At 71.0% G+C, this 15994-nt stretch carries 18 protein-coding genes; 6 read left to right on the forward strand and 12 right to left on the reverse strand.

What is annotated here, in order from left to right; translation table 11 throughout:
* Positions 1 to 171: 171 nt before the first annotated feature.
* Positions 172 to 1233, reverse strand: coding sequence for an aspartate-semialdehyde dehydrogenase (locus tag ACH4TP_RS17790; protein ID WP_398438480.1), 1062 nt, complete (start codon positions 1231 to 1233; stop codon positions 172 to 174).
* Positions 1230 to 2510 carry an aspartate kinase gene (locus ACH4TP_RS17795; RefSeq protein WP_389223014.1) on the reverse strand — a complete coding sequence of 427 codons (1281 nt, stop codon included), beginning with the start codon at positions 2508 to 2510 and terminating at the stop codon, positions 1230 to 1232. The genes ACH4TP_RS17790 and ACH4TP_RS17795 overlap by 4 nt, the downstream gene beginning before the upstream one ends.
* A 257-nt stretch (positions 2511 to 2767) precedes the next feature.
* Between ACH4TP_RS17795 and ACH4TP_RS17800 the strand changes: the two genes are divergently transcribed.
* A complete protein-coding gene (locus ACH4TP_RS17800) occupies positions 2768 to 3178 on the forward strand; it encodes a hypothetical protein (RefSeq protein ID WP_398438481.1) in 411 nt (136 codons plus the stop codon).
* On the opposite strand, the gene ACH4TP_RS17805 is transcribed toward ACH4TP_RS17800, so the two are convergent.
* The 3 genes from ACH4TP_RS17805 to ACH4TP_RS17815 form a co-directional block, all read right to left on the reverse strand.
* On the reverse strand, positions 3168 to 3830 hold the full coding sequence (locus tag ACH4TP_RS17805; RefSeq protein ID WP_389223008.1) for a DUF5063 domain-containing protein: 663 nt from the start codon (positions 3828 to 3830) through the stop codon (positions 3168 to 3170). The two genes, ACH4TP_RS17800 and ACH4TP_RS17805, sit on opposite strands and share 11 nt — an antisense overlap.
* Positions 3831 to 3877: 47 nt before the next feature.
* The gene (recR, locus tag ACH4TP_RS17810) at positions 3878 to 4477 is read right to left on the reverse strand and encodes a recombination mediator RecR (RefSeq protein WP_030747474.1); all 600 of its coding nucleotides are present in this window, start codon (positions 4475 to 4477) and stop codon (positions 3878 to 3880) included.
* A 67-nt stretch (positions 4478 to 4544) separates the two neighbouring features.
* A complete protein-coding gene (locus ACH4TP_RS17815) occupies positions 4545 to 4880 on the reverse strand; it encodes a YbaB/EbfC family nucleoid-associated protein (protein ID WP_389223251.1) in 336 nt (111 codons plus the stop codon).
* Between the two features lie 288 nt (positions 4881 to 5168).
* Between ACH4TP_RS17815 and ACH4TP_RS17820 the strand changes: the two genes are divergently transcribed.
* A complete protein-coding gene (locus ACH4TP_RS17820; RefSeq protein WP_398181706.1) occupies positions 5169 to 5873 on the forward strand; it encodes an SLATT domain-containing protein in 705 nt (234 codons plus the stop codon).
* A 19-nt stretch (positions 5874 to 5892) separates the two neighbouring features.
* Here ACH4TP_RS17820 and ACH4TP_RS17825 read toward each other — a convergent pair whose 3' ends face one another.
* From ACH4TP_RS17825 to ACH4TP_RS17835, 3 genes are all read right to left on the reverse strand, one after another.
* Positions 5893 to 6543, reverse strand: a complete 651-nt coding sequence (locus tag ACH4TP_RS17825) for a hypothetical protein (RefSeq protein ID WP_389223005.1) — start codon at positions 6541 to 6543, stop codon at positions 5893 to 5895.
* A 112-nt stretch (positions 6544 to 6655) separates the two neighbouring features.
* Complete coding sequence (locus ACH4TP_RS17830; protein WP_389223002.1) at positions 6656 to 7351, reverse strand: GntR family transcriptional regulator; 696 nt, start codon at positions 7349 to 7351, stop codon at positions 6656 to 6658.
* A gap of 67 nt (positions 7352 to 7418) precedes the next feature.
* Complete coding sequence (locus ACH4TP_RS17835) at positions 7419 to 8780, reverse strand: aspartate aminotransferase family protein (protein ID WP_389222999.1); 1362 nt, start codon at positions 8778 to 8780, stop codon at positions 7419 to 7421.
* Between the two features lie 123 nt (positions 8781 to 8903).
* Between ACH4TP_RS17835 and ACH4TP_RS17840 the strand changes: the two genes are divergently transcribed.
* On the forward strand, positions 8904 to 9800 hold the full coding sequence (locus ACH4TP_RS17840; RefSeq protein ID WP_398438482.1) for a hypothetical protein: 897 nt from the start codon (positions 8904 to 8906) through the stop codon (positions 9798 to 9800).
* Here the strand turns inward: ACH4TP_RS17840 and ACH4TP_RS17845 are convergent.
* On the reverse strand, positions 9787 to 10227 hold the full coding sequence (locus tag ACH4TP_RS17845; RefSeq protein WP_398181703.1) for a hypothetical protein: 441 nt from the start codon (positions 10225 to 10227) through the stop codon (positions 9787 to 9789). The genes ACH4TP_RS17840 and ACH4TP_RS17845 overlap by 14 nt on opposite strands.
* A gap of 178 nt (positions 10228 to 10405) precedes the next feature.
* On the opposite strand from ACH4TP_RS17845, the gene ACH4TP_RS17850 reads away from it, so the two are divergent.
* Both ACH4TP_RS17850 and ACH4TP_RS17855 read left to right on the forward strand, forming a co-directional pair.
* Positions 10406 to 11242, forward strand: a complete 837-nt coding sequence (locus ACH4TP_RS17850) for a helix-turn-helix transcriptional regulator (protein WP_398438483.1) — start codon at positions 10406 to 10408, stop codon at positions 11240 to 11242.
* A complete protein-coding gene (locus ACH4TP_RS17855) occupies positions 11239 to 11478 on the forward strand; it encodes a DUF397 domain-containing protein (protein WP_398438484.1) in 240 nt (79 codons plus the stop codon). The genes ACH4TP_RS17850 and ACH4TP_RS17855 overlap by 4 nt, the downstream gene beginning before the upstream one ends.
* On the opposite strand, the gene ACH4TP_RS17860 is transcribed toward ACH4TP_RS17855, so the two are convergent.
* From ACH4TP_RS17860 to ACH4TP_RS17870, 3 genes are all read right to left on the reverse strand, one after another.
* Entirely contained in the window at positions 11475 to 12365 is an 891-nt protein-coding gene (locus ACH4TP_RS17860; RefSeq protein ID WP_398438485.1) for a glycoside hydrolase family 19 protein, read from the reverse strand. The two genes, ACH4TP_RS17855 and ACH4TP_RS17860, sit on opposite strands and share 4 nt — an antisense overlap.
* 174 nt (positions 12366 to 12539) lie before the next feature.
* Complete coding sequence (locus tag ACH4TP_RS17865) at positions 12540 to 13190, reverse strand: FMN-dependent NADH-azoreductase (protein ID WP_398438486.1); 651 nt, start codon at positions 13188 to 13190, stop codon at positions 12540 to 12542.
* A gap of 102 nt (positions 13191 to 13292) precedes the next feature.
* A complete protein-coding gene (locus ACH4TP_RS17870) occupies positions 13293 to 14252 on the reverse strand; it encodes an NADP-dependent oxidoreductase (RefSeq protein ID WP_398438487.1) in 960 nt (319 codons plus the stop codon).
* Positions 14253 to 14450: 198 nt separating this feature from the next.
* Here ACH4TP_RS17870 and ACH4TP_RS17875 point away from each other — a divergent pair, with 198 nt between their 5' ends.
* Positions 14451 to 15977 (forward strand): substrate-binding domain-containing protein, encoded by a 1527-nt coding sequence (locus ACH4TP_RS17875; protein WP_398438488.1) that lies wholly within the window; start codon positions 14451 to 14453, stop codon positions 15975 to 15977.
* Positions 15978 to 15994 lie beyond the last annotated feature (17 nt).

Raw genomic sequence — 15994 nt, forward strand, 5'->3', positions numbered from 1 at the left:
AACCGTTCTCCCCCGATGCCCCGCCTCCGGCGTGTCCCGCGCCACACGGTCGTGGGTGCACGCAGAGACGCGCCCCGCCCAACTCTGGTTGCAGTACGGGGGAAGTGCATCGTCGAACACGGCATCGCCGCAGTTCAAGGGGTATCTGACGCCTTTTTGCTCACAGCTCTTTCACAGATCCCACAAATCCGTGACAAGGGATTCCGCGATCTGAAGCGCGTTCAGGGCGGCGCCCTTGCGGAGGTTGTCGGCGCAGACGAAGAAGTCGAGGGCGCGCTCGTCGTCGAGGGAGCGCCGGACCCGGCCGACCCAGGCGGGGTCGGTGCCGACGACGTCGGCGGGGGTGGGGAAGTCGCCCGCGGCCGGGTCGTCGTAGAGCACGACCCCGGGCGAGGTCGCGAGGACCTCGTGGGCGCGGCCGACGGGGACGGGGTGCTCGAAGCGGGCGTGGACGGAGACGGAGTGCCCGGTGACGACGGGGACGCGCACGCAGGTGGCGGCGATCCGGAGGCGGTCCAGGCCGAGGACGCGCCGGGTCTCGTCCCGTACGCGCTCCTCCTCGGTGGAGGCCCCGTCGGCGCCGGGGGTGCCCGACCAGGGCAGGACGTTGAGCGCGAGGGGGCCGGGGAAGGGGCCGGTGGTGTCGCCGACGGCCCGCCGCACGTCTCCGGGGTGGGTGCCGAGGTCGCCGCCGCCGGCCACCAGGCCGAGCTGGGCGCGGAGCGCGTCGACGCCGGCCTGTCCGGCGCCGGAGGCGGCCTGCTGGGCGGTGACGACCAGTTCGGCGAGCCCGAACTCGGCGTGCAGGGCGCCCACGGCGACGATCAGCGCGAGGGTGGTGCAGCCGGGTCCGGCGACGATGCCCCGGGGGCGCACCCGGGCGGCGTGGGCGTTGATCTCGGGGACGACGAGGGGGACGTCGGGGTCCGCCCGGAAGGCGGCGGAGGTGTCCACGACGACGGCGCCCTTGGAGACGGCGACGGGCGCCCAGCGGGCGGCGACGTCCTCGGGGACCAGGAACAGCGCCAGGTCGACGCCGTCGAAGACCTCTTCGTCCAGCGCGAGGATCTCGCACTCCTCCCCGCGCACGGCGGCCTTGTGGCCGGCCGAGCGCGGGGAGGAGACGAGGCGTATCTCGCCCCAGACGTCCGCGTGGTGCGTGAGCATCTGGAGCATCACCGAGCCGACCGCCCCGGTCGCTCCCACGACCGCGAGCGTCGGCTTCGGGGTCATCGTCCGGTGCCTCCGTAGACGACGGCCTCGTCCGAGTCGCTGTCCAGGCCGAAGGCGCTGTGGACGGCGCGCACGGCCTCGTTGACGTCGTCGGCGCGGGTGACGACCGAGATGCGGATCTCGGAGGTCGAGATGAGCTCGATGTTCACACCGGCGTCGGAGAGCGCCTTGAAGAAGTCGGCGGTGACGCCCGGGTTGGTCTTCATCCCGGCGCCGACCAGGGAGATCTTGCCGATCTGGTCGTCGTAGCGCAGCGAGTCGAAGCCGATCGCGCCCTTCGCCTTCTCCAGGGCGTCGATGGCCTTGCGGCCCTCGGCCTTGGGGAGGGTGAAGGAGATGTCCGTGAGGCCGGTGGAGGCGGCGGACACGTTCTGCACGATCATGTCGATGTTGATCTCGGCGTCCGCGACGGCGCGGAAGATGGCCGCGGCCTCGCCCGGCTTGTCCGGCACGCCGACGACGGTGATCTTCGCCTCGGAGGTGTCGTGGGCGACACCCGAGATGATGGCCTGCTCCACCTTCTGGTCCTTTGCGTCGGAGAGCGGTTCGTTGCTGACCCAGGTGCCCTGGAGTCCCGAGAAGGACGAGCGGACGTGGATCGGGATGTTGTAGCGGCGCGCGTACTCGACGCAGCGGTGCAGCAGCACCTTGGAGCCGGAGGCGGCGAGCTCCAGCATGTCCTCGAAGGAGATCCAGTCGATCTTCTTCGCCTTCTTCACGACGCGCGGGTCGGCCGTGAACACGCCGTCGACGTCGGTGTAGATCTCGCAGACCTCGGCGTCGAGCGCCGCGGCGAGCGCCACGGCGGTCGTGTCGGAACCGCCACGGCCCAGCGTGGTGATGTCCTTCTTGTCCTGGCTGACGCCCTGGAAGCCCGCGACGATGGCGATGTTGCCCTCGTCGAGGGCGGTGCGGATCCGGCCCGGCGTGACATCGATGATGCGCGCTTTGTTGTGGACCGAGTCGGTGATGACACCCGCCTGGCTGCCCGTGAACGACTGGGCCTCGTGGCCCAGGTTTTTGATCGCCATGGCCAGCAGGGCCATGGAGATCCGCTCTCCGGCGGTCAGCAGCATGTCGAACTCACGTCCGGCAGGGATCGGGGATACCTGCTCGGCGAGATCGATCAACTCGTCCGTCGTGTCGCCCATCGCGGAAACCACGACGACCACCTGGTGGCCGTTCTTCTTGGCGTCCACGATCCGCTTGGCGACGCGCTTGATGCCTTCGGCATCGGCAACGGAGGAGCCTCCGTACTTCTGCACGACAAGGCCCACGTGCGCTCCTCGCTCAGTCTGTGCCGCAGCAGGCGCTGCGATCGACTCAGTTTATCGAGGGCCCCGGAAACGCCCGTGTGATATCGGATGGTGAGACGTGCCGCTCAGGGAATGATCACGCCGCTCCTGTCGGTGATCGGTCGGCGATCTGTCGGTGGGCCCCGCCACGGTGGGGACACCACCCACGGAGACAGGGTGGGGACCCCGCCCACGGAGACGCGGTGGGACACCACCCACGGAGAGCAGAGGAGCCGATCATGGACCAGACCCTGGTGGACCGGATGCGCACCTACCTGGACGCGGGCCTCGCCATGGACGTCGAGGCGCTGGACGGGCTGTACGACCCCGCCTTCGAGAACGTCCGCTGCGACGAGGAGGGCCGGACCGTGACCCTCACGAAGGACATGTTCATGGCCCGGTTCCGCGCCCTGAGGGAGCAGGGCGTGACCGTCGGGGAGTCCGTCGACGACGCGAGCTTCCTCACGACCAGCGCGTACGACGCGTACGGCTCGATCGTGATGCGCCGCGTGAAGGACGGACTGCCCGTCCTCTACACCTTCGTCTGGCGGCGCGACCCCCGGGGCGGCTGGGGGACGCTGCTGCGCGAGTTCACGTACGAGAAGGACGTCAGCCACCTCGTACGGCTCATGGAGCGGGCTACTTCTTGAGGGACCGCAGCCCCAGCGGCGTCCCGATCTCCTCCAGCATCACGCGGCCCGCCTCCTCGGCGAGGTCGTCCTCGGTGAGGTCCTCGTCGGTGTCGAGGCCGTCGAGGGCCGCGAGGGGCTGGTCGAGGCGGACGTGGGCGACGAGGGACTGGAGGGCGCGGAGGGTGGCCGAGGCGGTCGGGCCCCAGTTGGAGAAGTACGAGAACTGCCACCACCACAGCGCCTCGCTCGTGCGGCCCGCGCGGTAGTGGGCGAGGCCGTGGCGCAGGTCGGTGACGATGTCGGCGAGGTTGTCGGAGATCCGGGCCGGGACGGGCGCCTTGCGCGGCTCGTACGGGTCGAAGACCTCGGAGAAGACGTCGACCGGGTCCAGCATCACCGCGAACCGCTCGCGCAGCTCGTCGACGTCCGGCTCCGGGCCCGTGTCCGTCTCGTACCGCTCGTCCGGGACGATGTCCTCGTGCGCGCCCAGCCGGCCGCCCGCGAGGAGCAGCTGGCTGATCTCCAGGAGCAGGAAGGGCACGGCGCTGTCCGGCTCGTCGCCCTTGGCGACCTCGGTCGTCGCGACGATGAAGCTCTCGATCGAGTCGGCGATCTGGACCGCGAAGTCGTCCGGGTCCTGCGTGACGGAGTGGAGTGTGGCGTCAGACATCGAGCAGCCTCCCTGAGAGCGCGCGGGCGAGCACGCCGGCCCTGTCGTCATACATCTAGCAGCCTCCGCCCCTCGAAGGCACGGCCGAGGGTCACCTCGTCGGCGTACTCCAGGTCGCCGCCGACCGGGAGTCCGCTGGCGAGCCGGGTGACCTTCAGTCCCATGGGCTTGATCATCCGCGCCAGGTACGTCGCGGTGGCCTCGCCCTCCAGGTTCGGGTCGGTCGCGAGGATCAGCTCGGTGACGGTGCCGTCCGCGAGCCGCGCGAGCAGCTCGCGGATGCGCAGGTCGTCCGGGCCGACGCCCTCGATCGGGCTGATCGCGCCGCCGAGGACGTGGTACCGGCCGCGGAACTCGCGGGTCCGCTCGATCGCCACGACGTCCTTGGGCTCCTCGACCACGCAGATGACGGTGAGGTCGCGGCGCGGGTCGCGGCAGATGTTGCACTGCTCCTGCTGCGCCACGTTCCCGCAGACCGCGCAGAACCTGACCTTCTCCTTGACCTCCAGGAGCGCGTGCGCGAGGCGGCGCACGTCCGTGGGCTCCGCCTGGAGCACGTGGAAGGCGATCCGCTGCGCGCTCTTGGGACCGACGCCGGGCAGCCTGCCCAGTTCGTCGATGAGGTCCTGAACCACGCCTTCGTACACCTTCAGCGCCCTTCTCGGAAGTGCTTGATTCTTACGGTAGTGGCTGGAAGCGAGCCTTAGAAGGGGCTCAGAAGCCCAGGCCCGACATGCCGCCCATGCCCTGCGCCAGCGGGCCGAGCTTGGCCTGCTGGAGCTGCTGCGCGTTCTCGTTGGCCGCCTGGACGGCGGCGACGATCAGGTCGGCCAGCGTCTCGGTGTCCTCCGGGTCGACGGCCTTGGGGTCGATGACCAGGCCGCGGAGCTCGCCGGAGCCGGTGACGGTCGCCTTCACCAGGCCGCCGCCCGCCTGCCCGTCGACCTCGGTCGCGGCGAGCTCCGCCTGCGCGCGGGCGAGGTCCTGCTGCATCTTCTGGGCCTGCTGGAGGAGCTGCTGCATGTTGGGCTGGCCACCACCGGGGATCACGGTCACTCACTCCTACTGGTCATCGGAACGCCCCGACCGGTCATCGGAACGTCGGTATCCCGAGCCTACGTGCTCCCCGAGCGGGGTGCCGACGCAACTCTTTCGAGTGAGAAACTGCGGGCTCCTCTACCTGATCAAGACCCTCTTGAGGGCGGAAATCCCGGGAATCCGGGCCCGTCGCCCACCATTCGGCGGTAGGAAGGGCAGGCACCACGTGCACCGCACGTCACAGAAGGACACGAGCGCTGAGCTGAACAGAGGAGTCCCCCGGTGAGCCAGCAGCCGGAGATGCAGCCGCCGGGGCCCCCCGGGGGAGACGCCACCCACGATCTGACCGGTACGCCGTTCCCCCTGGGCGACTGGGGCGAGCCGGCCGAACGGCTCGACGAGCTGTACCGCTGGGTCGAGTCGAACGCCCTGCGCACCATCGAGTGGTACCTCTCCGACCGCGTCTGGAAGCGCCGGGCCGCCCGGGTCCTGCGGATCGGCACGGCCGCCGGGGTGGTCGCGGGGGCCGCGCTGCCCCTGCTCGACGTGACCCGGGTCGCCGGGGGCCTCGCGGGCTGGGGGTACCTGTCGCTGCTGCTCGGGGCCGCCTGCCTGGCCTGCGACCGGTTCTTCGGCCTGACGTCCGGATGGATGAGGGACGTGGCCACGGCGCAGGCCGTGCAGCGCCGCCTCCAGGCGCTCCAGTTCGACTGGGCCTCGGAGAGCGTCCGGGAGGTCCTGGGCCCCACGGAGGGCACGGCGAGCGAGGCGGCCGAGCGATGTCTCGGCGTGCTGCGCCGCTTCTCGGAGGACGTGACGGAGCTGGTACGGGCGGAGACCGCCGACTGGATGGTCGAGTTCCGCTCGGGCCCGGCGCCGCTGGCGCTCCAGTCGGCGGGGGTCGTCCCGGCCCGGCCGGAGATCCCCCACCCCTCGGGCCGCTTCCCGCTGCCGCCGGGCACCCGCCCGAACATGCCGCGCCAGCGGCCCCCGGAGACCCGCTAGGTCCCGGGGGCCGGAGGGCTCAGCTCAGGATGATCATCGAGCCCTGGGCGAGGCTCCGGGTCGCCGCCGCGTGCAGGCCCAGCCACACGTGCCGCTCCCGGGCGAAGGGATGGTCCTCGTACGGGACGGCCGCGGCCGGCTCCTCCAGGGTGGTGGGCCGGTCCGGCGGCCGCGGGGCCGCCGGCGGGTTCGCCGGGTCGATGCCGATCGAGGGCGCCACGAACTCCAGCTCGCGCAGGAGGCCGTACGAGGAGCCGAGCGGCCCGCCGCCTTCGAGGAGCTCGTCGCTGGCGAGCGGCACCGGGAAGTCCACCGGCACGTACGCGCCCGCGTGGTCGTAGTGCCAGACCAGGTGGGACTGCTGGGCGGTCGCCTCGAACATCTCCAGGAGCTGTTCGTAGTCCCCGCCGAGCGCGCCGACCGGCTCGACCGGCAGCCCGCACATCTGGAGCAGGTAGGCGCGGCGCAGGAAGTGCAGGGCCTCGTAGTCGAAGCCGGCGACGGGCGCGACGTCCCCGGAGAGCCCCGGCATGTACGCGTAGACGGGCACGGTCGGCAGGCCCGAGGCGCTCAGCACGGCGTCGTAGGCGGCTATCTCTTCGGCGAAGGGATTGTCGGGGCTGTGGCACAGCACGTCGACGAGGGGGACCAGCCACAGGTCACAGGCCAAGGGAGGCTCGCTCTCCGTCAGTTGCAGGGACGGCCAGGGTAGTCGGCCGGGCCGACGACGCCCACCCGCTGACCACCTGCCCCCGCGGGCCCGTCCTCAACCGGACGGCACGTCAGCGGGTCCGCGCCTCCAGGCGGTCCGCCCACTCCAGGGAGTGCGCGTTGTAGGCCCGTACGACGTCGACGGCCGCTTCCGAGTCGCCCCGGGTGATCGCGTCGACCAGCTCCACGTGGCCGCTCCACAGCCAGCCGAGGACGTCCCGCTCGGAGCGCAGGTAGGGCACGGAGAAGACCCAGGCCTGGACGCGGAGGCGATGCAGGAAGTCGGCGAGGTGGTCGTTGGCGGAGACGAGCCGGCCCAGCTCGCGCCAGTAGCGGATGTCGTAGCCGATGAGGACGTCGAGGTCCCCGGCGCGGGCGGCGCGGGCGGCGGCCTCGCCCCGGCGTCGTATGGAGACGAGCGCGAGCCCGATGCCGTGGTCGGGCTCCGGGGGCACGGTCCGCGGCGCGTGGCGGCGGAAGATGCCGTCGACGACGAGCATCCGGGCCTCGACCATGTCCCGGTAGTCGGCGATCGAGTACTGGTGGACGCGGAAGCCGCGGTGCTGGTCGGAGTCGAGGAGGCCCTGCGCGCAGAGGTCGACGAGGGCTTCGCGGACGGGCGTCGCGGAGACGCCGTACTGCTCGGCGATCTGCTTGACGGTGAACTCCTCGCCCGGCTGGAGACGGCCTGCGAGCACTTCGTCACGCAGCGCGTCCGCAATCTGCTGTCGCAAGGTGTTGCGCGTGACAGCTCCGCTCGCGGGCATGGGTCGGCCCCCTCCGTCCGGTTTCGGACACCCTAGTCCAGGCGGAGGGGACCTCCTCGTTTCGCGGTCAGACGGTGTGCTCGTCGGCCACCGAGAGGGCCGCGTCGAGGGCCGCGAGACCCTCCTTGACCTCCGCCTCGGAGGCGTTGCAGGCGGGAACCGCGTGGGTGCGGTTCATGTTGATGAAGGGCCACAGGCCGTTCTTCTTCGCCGCGGCGCCGAAGGCGGCCATCGGCGCGTTGGCCTCGCCGGCCGCGTTGTACGGGACGAGCGGCTCGCGCGTCTCCCTGTTCTTGACCAGGTCGAGGGCCCAGAAGACGCCCATGCCGCGGACCTCGCCGACGGACGGGTGGCGCTCGGCGAGCTCGCGCAGGCCGGGGCCGAGGACGTTCTCGCCGAGGTGGGCGGCGTGCTCGACGACCTTCTCGTCGGCCATCACGTTGATGGTGGCGACGGCGGCGGCGCAGGCCAGCGGGTGACCGGAGTAGGTCAGGCCGCCGGGGTAGGGCCGCTTGTCGAAGGTGGCGGCGATCTCGGCGTTGATGGCGACGCCGCCGAGCGGCACGTAGCCGGAGTTCACGCCCTTGGCGAAGGTCATCAGGTCGGGCACGACGTCGAAGTGCTCCGAGGCGAACCACTTGCCCGTACGGCCGAAGCCCGCCATGACCTCGTCGAGGATGAAGACGATGCCGTACTTGTCGCAGATCTCGCGGACGCCGGCGAGGTAGCCGGGCGGCGGGGTCATGATGCCGGCGGTGCCGGGCACGGTCTCCAGGATGATCGCGGCGATCGTCGCCGGACCCTCGAAGGCGATCGTGTCCTCCAGGTGCTGGAGGGCCCGCGCGCTCTCCTCCGCCTCGGTGGTGGCGTAGAAGGGCGAGCGGTACAGGAACGGCGCCCAGAAGCGCACGACGCCCGCGGAGCCCGTGTCGGAGGCCCAGCGGCGCGGGTCACCGGTCAGGTTGATCGCGGTGGAGGTGGCGCCGTGGTACGAGCGGAAGGCGGAGAGCACCTTGTGGCGGCCCGTGTGCAGGCGGGCCATGCGGACGGCGTTCTCGACGGCCTCGGCGCCGCCGTTGGTGAAGAAGATCTTGTCCAGGTCGCCCGGGGTCCGCTCGGCGATGAGGCGTGCGGCCTCGGAGCGGACGTCCACGGCGAAGGCGGGCGCGAAGGTCGCGAGCTTCCCGGCCTGTTCCTGGATCGCGGCGACGACCTTGGGGTGCTGGTAGCCGATGTTCGTGTAGACGAGACCGCTGGTGAAGTCCAGGTAGCGGTTGCCGTCGTAGTCCCAGAAGTACGAACCCTCCGCGCCGGCGACGGCGAGCGGGTCGATCAGTCCCTGTGCGGACCAGGAGTGGAAGACGTGCGCGCGGTCGGCGGCCTTGACGGCCGCGCCCGCCTGAGGATCGGGTTCGACATGAGGGGTCATGGGTCCGAGGGTAAGGAACCGCAGGTGGGACGGGCCATGACCATCTTGTCCATCGAGACCGGGGCGGACCCGACACCTTGCTGGGCCGTCCCGTACGCCTCCGGCTTACCTATGCTGCACGGCATGTACACGCCCGGCAGGAGTGCCGCCACGACGCTCACCGGCTGGGGCATGGTCCTCAGCGCCGGGGCGGCCGTGCTCGTCTCCCTCGCGGGGGTCTCCCCGCACGCGCCGCTCATACCCGCGCCGGCCCTCGCCGGCCTCTCGGCCCTCTTCGCCACCGCCTGGGTGGTCGCCTCGTACCGGTCCTCCACCCGCACCCGGGACCCGCTGTCCAAGCCGTACCGGGAGACCCGCCGGCCGAACCCCGCCCTGCGGTACGTGTTCGGCTTCGGCGTCGCCCTCGCCACCGCCGCCGCGCTCATGACGGTCTTCACCATCGACAGCGCCTACGGCCGCGAGACCGAGCGCCTGGAGGCCGCCGGGTACGACGAGTACCGGGTCCCCGTGGTCCGGCTCGCGGGCGATCCCGTCTTCCACGAGGGCGACCAGGACCAGGACCCGTACTACACCACCGACCTCGTCCTGCGGATCCCGTACGAGTCGGGTCCGCGCGAGGTCACCGTCCCCGGCATGTACACCCGCTTCGAGCCGCCCGTGGCCGGCCGCACGAAGGTGGACGTGTACTTCGCGCCCCGCGACCCCGAGGGGCCCGTCGTCGAGGACGGCCGACGCGAGACGACCTGGACCCACCTCCTCGTGTTCGCCTTCTGGGGCGCCCCCTGGACCCTGGTCGCGGGCGGGATCCTCTCCGGCTGCATGGACGACGACGAGGTGCACGGGCTGCGCCGCTTCGAACCGGCAGTCCACCTCCCCGCCCTCGGCATCCTCCTCACCGGCCTGGCTCTGCTGCTGCCGGTGGCCCTGGAGTTCGAGGCGGCGGGCCACGCCCACCTCCCCGCCCTCCTCGCCGTCCCGACCCCGGCCCTGGCCTTCACGTGGCTGGTCAAGCGGGGCTGAACCGGCCGGAATCCGCGCTCACGGCGTCCGCCCGACACGCCCCGGCCAGGAGCTCCGACATGACGCTCCGCAGCAGCAGCGGGTGCACGAACCGGTCCGCGCACGTCGGCGGGAAGCGCCACGACAGCGGCCAGGTCCTCCCGGTGAGCGCCGGCACCGGTACGTAGCTCACGTGCGCCGGTCCCGCGTTGAAGCGCGTCACCCCGCGCGGCCACGCCCGGCGCGCCGTCGAACCCGGCGGCACGAGGAAATACACCCCGCGCCGACCGTTCGCCTCCATGACGACGGGCCCCGGGTCTCCCCCCGTCAGCGCCTCCATCCAGTCGGCCAGCCGACGCCCTTCGTCACCGTCCACGCGAACGGCGTCGAATTGTACGCCCGCCTTACGGAGTTGGAATCCGGAAACTGGAATCCAATCCACCTTCACTTCCCGATTCTCTTCAATCACGACACTATGTTCCCGCGTCGGCGCTAGCGTTTTCCACGACTGCGGCGGGCGCGTCGACACCCCCTTGACCTGCGTCAACACGCCACCTGTGCAGTCGAATTCGGCGGGGAGCAGTTGAGACCGGTTGAGACCGGTTGAGTTCGAATGGGGAGCATGAATGGCACGAGCCGAAAACAAGGAAACGGTCGGCCCTGCGGCCCGTATGGCGGCCTCCGTGGCCAAGCGATTGCGCCTTAAGAGGGGGTGGACCCAGGAGTATCTGGGAGCGCAAATGGGCTTCACCGGCGCGGCCATCAGCGCCATGGAGCGCCTCATCCACCCGGTGAGCGACGACATGCTCGTCCAGCTCGAACGCGTCCTCGGCGGCGGCACGGGCATCTTCGACGAGATGCGGGAGCTCGTACGACTGGAGAAGCTGCCGGAGCAGTTCCGGGAGTACGCGTCGATCGAGCAGAAGGCGGTGGCGTTGTGGCTGTACGCCAATCACGTCGTGCATGGGCTGTTCCAGACGGAGGGGTACGCGCACGCGTTGATCGCGGGCGGGCATCCGGAGCCGACGCCGGAGCGGACCGATGAGCTGGTCGTCGCCCGCATGGACCGGAAGAAGCTGTTCGACCGGAAGCCGGTGTGCCAGATCGAGCTGATCCTCGACGAGTCCGTGCTGCGGCGGCCGATCGGCGGTGAGGAGGTCCTGCGGGAGCAGTTGCTGTACTTGGCCGAGTGCGCCCGGAGGAAGAACGTGAACCTTCAGGTACTCCCGCTGGACGCGGGGCTGGGAGGGGAGTACGCGGGCGACCGAGGCATGATGAACCTCGTCGAGACCCCGGAGCACGACCACGTGACCTTCCTGGAGATCCAGGGGGAGAGCCTGCTGATCACCGACCGGACGAAGGTCAGTATCCACCGGCAGCGGTATGCGAAGATCCGGGCACAGGCCCTGGATCCGCGCAGGTCGCTGGGCCTCATCGAGGAGTTGGCGGGAGCACGGAGATGAACGACACCCTGCACTGGTTCAAGTCCAGCTACAGCGACAGCGGTGGCGGGGACTGCGTCGAGGTCGCCTTCGCGTGGCGCAAGTCCTCGTACAGCAGCGACAGCGGTGGCAACTGCGTAGAAGTCGCCACCTGCCCCCATGCCGTCCATCTCCGTGACTCCAAGGTCAACGACGGGCCCACGTTCGCCGTGGAGCCCGCCGCGTGGACCGCGTTCCTGGGATGGGCTGACCGCTAGCAGTACAGGTTCGCCCCTGCGGGGACGCCCAGGATCTGGGTGAACTGCTGGTACTTGGTGACCCGGCTCTGGACCTGGGCCGGGTTGCCGCCGTTGCACTCCAGGCTGCCGTTGATGGCCCAGATGGTCTGGCCGAAGCCGGCGCCGTTGACCATGGCGTTGTGGGCGGTCATGGTGCCGGGGCCCTTCTGGGTGTTCCAGTACCAGAGGCCGGTCTGCATGGCGACGGACGGGTCCTGCTCGACGCGCCAGGGGTTGTTCAGGAGGTCGATGCCGAGGGCGTCACCGGCGGCCTTGTAGTTGAAGTTCCAGGAGAGCTGGATGGGGCCGCGGCCGTAGTACGCGGACTGGCCGGCGGGGCAGCCGTAGGGCTGGGTCGTGTCGCAGTAGTGGGGGTAGTTGGCGGTGTTCTGCTCGACGATGTAGTAGAGCCCGCCGGTCTCGTGGGAGACGTTGGCGAGGAAGGCGGCGGCCTCCTGCTTCTTCACGGTGTCGGTGCCGGTGGTGGCGAAGCCGGGGTAGGCCTTCAGGGCGGCCACGAGGCCCGCGTACGTGTAGAAGGGGTTCCTGTTCGGGAACATCTGGTTGAACTGGGCCTCGGAGACGACGAATCCGGAGGGGTTCGGGTCCGTGCCGCCCCCGCTGGTGCCGCAGACGCCCTCGTCGCGCCAGACGTCGGAGGAGCCGGGGCGCTCGTTCTGGGTCCACCACTTGGCGTACCAGTTGTGGCCGTTGTACGAGGCGGTCATGCCGCCTGTGTAGACGCTGCCCGAGTTCCAGGCGGCGACGCAGGCGGGGGCGGCGCCCGCCGGGGCTGTGGGGAGGAGGACGGCGAGGCCGAGGGCCGTACAGAGCGCGGCCAGCAGGGTGACCAACTTACGCAGCATGGTGCGTACTTCCTTCCGGGTGGGGTCCGGGTGGGAAGCCACAGCGAAGCGCGATTGGTCTGTACCCGTCAAGGTCTAGACCAGAAAACGACCCCACGCGTCGTGGGGTCGGTGGGGTCGCTCTCCGGTCCTACGGGTCCTACGGGTCCTACGGGTCCTACGGGTCCTACGGTCTTACGCGGCCAGTTGCACCGTCAGTTCCTTCGCCAGGGACTCGGCCGTCGCGAGGGACTCCGCGCGGGAGGCCTCGAAGAGCGGGACGAGGTCGGCCATCGCGGGGACGACCGGGGCGAGGGTCAGCTCGGGGGTGATGAAGGTGACGTCCAGGCCGAGGTCGCTGCCGAGGACGTACCGCAGGTAGCCCTCCACGTAGTCGTGGCCGTGCATCGGGGTGCCCTCGCGGTAGGAGCCGCCCCGGCTGGTCACGACGACGGTGCGCTTGCCCGCGAGGGAGCGGTGCGCGGTCCTCGACGTGCGGCCGCCGGCGATGACGTGGTCGATCCAGGCCTTCAGGGTGGAGGGGATCGCGTAGTTGTACATCGGGGCGCCGAGGAGGATCACGTCCGCCCGCTCGGCCTCCTCGATCAGCCTCCCCCGGAGGGCGAACGCGGCCCGCTGCTCCGGGGAGTGGTCGGCGGGGTCGGTGTTGCCCGCGTAGTAGGCGGCGGCCTCCAGGTGGGGGACCGGGTCCGTCGCGAGGTCCCGGTAGATCACCCTCCCTCCGGGGTTCTCCGCCTCCCAGGACGCGCGGAAGGCGGCGGTGACGGCGCGGGAGTGGGAGTTCTCGCCGGCGAAGGACGTGTCGATGTGGAGCAGCGTGGCCATGGGGATCGTCTCCTGGGTCTCACAGGGGCTGGTGAGAAGGATCTTTCTTCCTCAACCAAACTTGAGGTCCAGCCCCTGTGACCCGGATCACCCCAGGGTCGTTCAGATCATCAGGATCATGCGGCCCGGCCGGTGCCCCGCCTCCGCCCTGCGGTGCGCCTCCGCGACCTCCTCCAGGGGCATCACGTCCGCCACCCGGGTGATGAGCTGCCGGTCCGCCACCTTCCGCAGGCTCTCCGCGAGCCGGGGGGCGTCCGGCACGGCCCGTACGGTCTCGACGCGGATGTCCCGCTCGGCGACCGGGACCCGGTCGGGGGCCAGCGCGGCGAACGCGCCGCCGGCCTTGACGACCGGGAGGAGCGCCTGGCCGACGAGCGCCCCGTCGAAGACCGCGTCGACCCCGTCCGGGTCGCCCGCGAGGACCTTCGCGACGACGTCCTCCGGGAGGCCGCGCGTGACGACGTGGTCCGCGCCGAGGACGCGCAGTTCGGGTTCGTCGCCCTCGTGGGCGACGGCCACCACGCGCAGCCCGGCGGCATGGGCGTACTGGACCGCCAGGCGGCCCACCACGGCGCTCGCGCCGGTCACGAGGAGTGCCGATCCCGCCGGGAGGTCGAGCCGTTCCAGGCCCTGCTGGGCGGTGGCCGAGGCCAGCGGCAGGGAGGCGGCCACCGTGAAGTCGACGTCGTCCGGGATCGGGGCCAGCCACGCGGGGTCGGCCCAGATGATCTCGGCGTACGTGCCGTCGCCCGTCAGCATCTCGAACCAGGGCACGAAACCGGCCACACGGGCGCCGGTCGTCAGCACCGGGTCCCCGGGCACGGGATCGAGCAGCTTGCCCGCGAAGTCCGTCCCCAGGACGAACGGGGGCCTGAGGTCGCCGACCGCGTCGGCGTACCGGCCCGCGCGGATCCGCAGGTCCGCCTGGTTCACGCCTGCCGCCTTCAGCCGCACCCGGACCTTGCCCGGCACGGCCCCGGCCTCCGGCTCGGGCCGGCGGGCCATCCTGAGGACCTCGGGTCCTCCGTAGGCGGTCACTTCGACGACACGCATGGAGCGCATGGGGTACTCCTCACACGGAAGGCCCCCTCGTGGCCATTACACCCACGCTCCGGAGCCGCCAGCAACCTCTGCCCACCCACCCGAGTGGCCGTCCCCGAGCGCCGTCTCCGAACGTCGTCCCTGAACGAACGGCGAAGTCCAGGTGGCCGCCCGCTACACCCCTCCCGGCCTCGTACAGACGTCCGTACCGTCCCGGCCATGGAGTGGATAACACCGGAGAACCTCATCGCCGTGGGGACGGCCCTCATCGGTGTCCTGGTCACGTTCGCCGTCGTCTGGATCGACCGGTTCTCGCCGCAGCGCAAGCGGCTCGGCTACCGCGTGCAGCTCAACACCCCGCTCCACCGCGAGGACAACCAGGACAGCGAGGTCATGACCGTGCGGGAGGGCCAGGTCGTGGGGATGGCCGCGCCCGCCGACGGCTCCACGCTCGTCCTCCTCCGCATCGAGAACGACCGCGAGCTCGACATCGGCTCCGAGGACTACGGCGCCTCCGCCGAGCCCCACGGGCTGAGGATCACCTTCGGCGAGCGGACCGTCCAGGGCGTCGTCGCCACCGTCCCCGCCGGCTGGGTCTCGGTCCGGGACGACCTGGAGCGCGCCCCCGCCCTCGGCCGCGACGGCAACGCGGTCCTCGTCCCCAAGGTGGCCCTGGAGCGCGGCCAGTACTTCAAACTGCTCGTCCAGCTCTCCGGCGGCGTCGCCGACCGCGACGTCAAGATCGCCGGAAGCCTCCAGGGCGGCTCCATCCGGCGCAACAGGAGCACCACCCCCGACGAGAAGCCGGCCAGGTTCAGCCCGACCGCCCGGAACGTCGTCATCATCCTCACCGTCTGCGTCATGACCCTCGCCGCGATCATCGTCCGCGAGCAGACCCCGCCGCCCATCGGCTGCGCCCGGGGCGCCCTGACCCTCACCGGCTCCACGGCCTTCGCGCCCGCGCTGCGGGAGGTCGCGAAGCAGTACGAGGAGGACTGCGAGGGCTCCACCGTGACCGTCGACGTGCACGGCTCGACCGCCGGGATCCGGGAGCTGGCCCAGGCCGGGAAGGAGAGGGGCTCGATCATCGCCTTCTCCGACGGGCGCAAGCCGAACGGCTTCCCCGAGCTGCGGGAGAACAGGGTCGCCGTCTCCCTCTTCACCCTCGTCCTCAACGACGGCGTCCCCGTCGACGACCTCACCCTGGACCAGGTCCGCCGGATCTACCGGGGCGAGATCACCGACTGGAAGCAGATCGTCCCGAGCCTCGACCGGCCGGTGCTCCTGGTCAGCCGGGACGCCAACTCCGGCACCCGGCAGGTCTTCCAGCGCCGGGTCCTCGACTTCAACGAGCCCGCCAACTCCTCCCAGGACTGCCTGACGCTCGACGACCCCGCCTCCAGGGTGATCCGCTGCGAACTCGACTCCACCGACCAGGTCCTGGACACCGTCGCCAAACTCCCCGGCGCCGTCGGCTACTCCGAACTCCGCGCCACCGACAGGCGGAAGGGGCTGCACCGGGTGGCCGTGGACGGGCGGCGGCCCGTCGTGGAGGAACTGGGCGAGTCCGGCTATCCGTACCGGGAGATCGAGTACGCCTACACCCGGGGCCTGCCCCGGACCGACTCCCTGACCTCCAGCTTCCTCACCTACCTCCGGTCGGGGCGCGGCCAGGACGTCATCAGCGCCCACGGCCACCTGCCCTGCGCCACCCCGAAGGGGCTGAAGGCCTGCGGGGAGGGCTGACGGGGGGAATCGCGGGT

Origin of the sequence: Streptomyces sp. NPDC021012 (assembly GCF_044333355.1) — a bacterium.
Lineage (GTDB): Bacteria > Actinomycetota > Actinomycetes > Streptomycetales > Streptomycetaceae > Streptomyces.

What these genes read in the sequence shown, in the direction of transcription:
- ACH4TP_RS17790 (WP_398438480.1), bottom strand. Translation starts at nt 1,233, where the DNA reads ATGACCCCGAAGCCGACGCTCGCGGTCGTGGGAGCGACCGGGGCGGTC.
- ACH4TP_RS17800 (WP_398438481.1), top strand. Translation starts at nt 2,768, where the DNA reads ATGGACCAGACCCTGGTGGACCGGATGCGCACCTACCTGGACGCGGGC.
- ACH4TP_RS17805 (WP_389223008.1), bottom strand. Translation starts at nt 3,830, where the DNA reads ATGTCTGACGCCACACTCCACTCCGTCACGCAGGACCCGGACGACTTC.
- ACH4TP_RS17820 (WP_398181706.1), top strand. Translation starts at nt 5,169, where the DNA reads ATGCAGCCGCCGGGGCCCCCCGGGGGAGACGCCACCCACGATCTGACC.
- ACH4TP_RS17830 (WP_389223002.1), bottom strand. Translation starts at nt 7,351, where the DNA reads ATGCCCGCGAGCGGAGCTGTCACGCGCAACACCTTGCGACAGCAGATT.
- ACH4TP_RS17835 (WP_389222999.1), bottom strand. Translation starts at nt 8,780, where the DNA reads ATGACCCCTCATGTCGAACCCGATCCTCAGGCGGGCGCGGCCGTCAAG.
- ACH4TP_RS17840 (WP_398438482.1), top strand. Translation starts at nt 8,904, where the DNA reads ATGTACACGCCCGGCAGGAGTGCCGCCACGACGCTCACCGGCTGGGGC.
- ACH4TP_RS17850 (WP_398438483.1), top strand. Translation starts at nt 10,406, where the DNA reads ATGGCACGAGCCGAAAACAAGGAAACGGTCGGCCCTGCGGCCCGTATG.
- ACH4TP_RS17855 (WP_398438484.1), top strand. Translation starts at nt 11,239, where the DNA reads ATGAACGACACCCTGCACTGGTTCAAGTCCAGCTACAGCGACAGCGGT.
- ACH4TP_RS17860 (WP_398438485.1), bottom strand. Translation starts at nt 12,365, where the DNA reads ATGCTGCGTAAGTTGGTCACCCTGCTGGCCGCGCTCTGTACGGCCCTC.
- ACH4TP_RS17865 (WP_398438486.1), bottom strand. Translation starts at nt 13,190, where the DNA reads ATGGCCACGCTGCTCCACATCGACACGTCCTTCGCCGGCGAGAACTCC.
- ACH4TP_RS17870 (WP_398438487.1), bottom strand. Translation starts at nt 14,252, where the DNA reads ATGCGCTCCATGCGTGTCGTCGAAGTGACCGCCTACGGAGGACCCGAG.
- ACH4TP_RS17875 (WP_398438488.1), top strand. Translation starts at nt 14,451, where the DNA reads ATGGAGTGGATAACACCGGAGAACCTCATCGCCGTGGGGACGGCCCTC.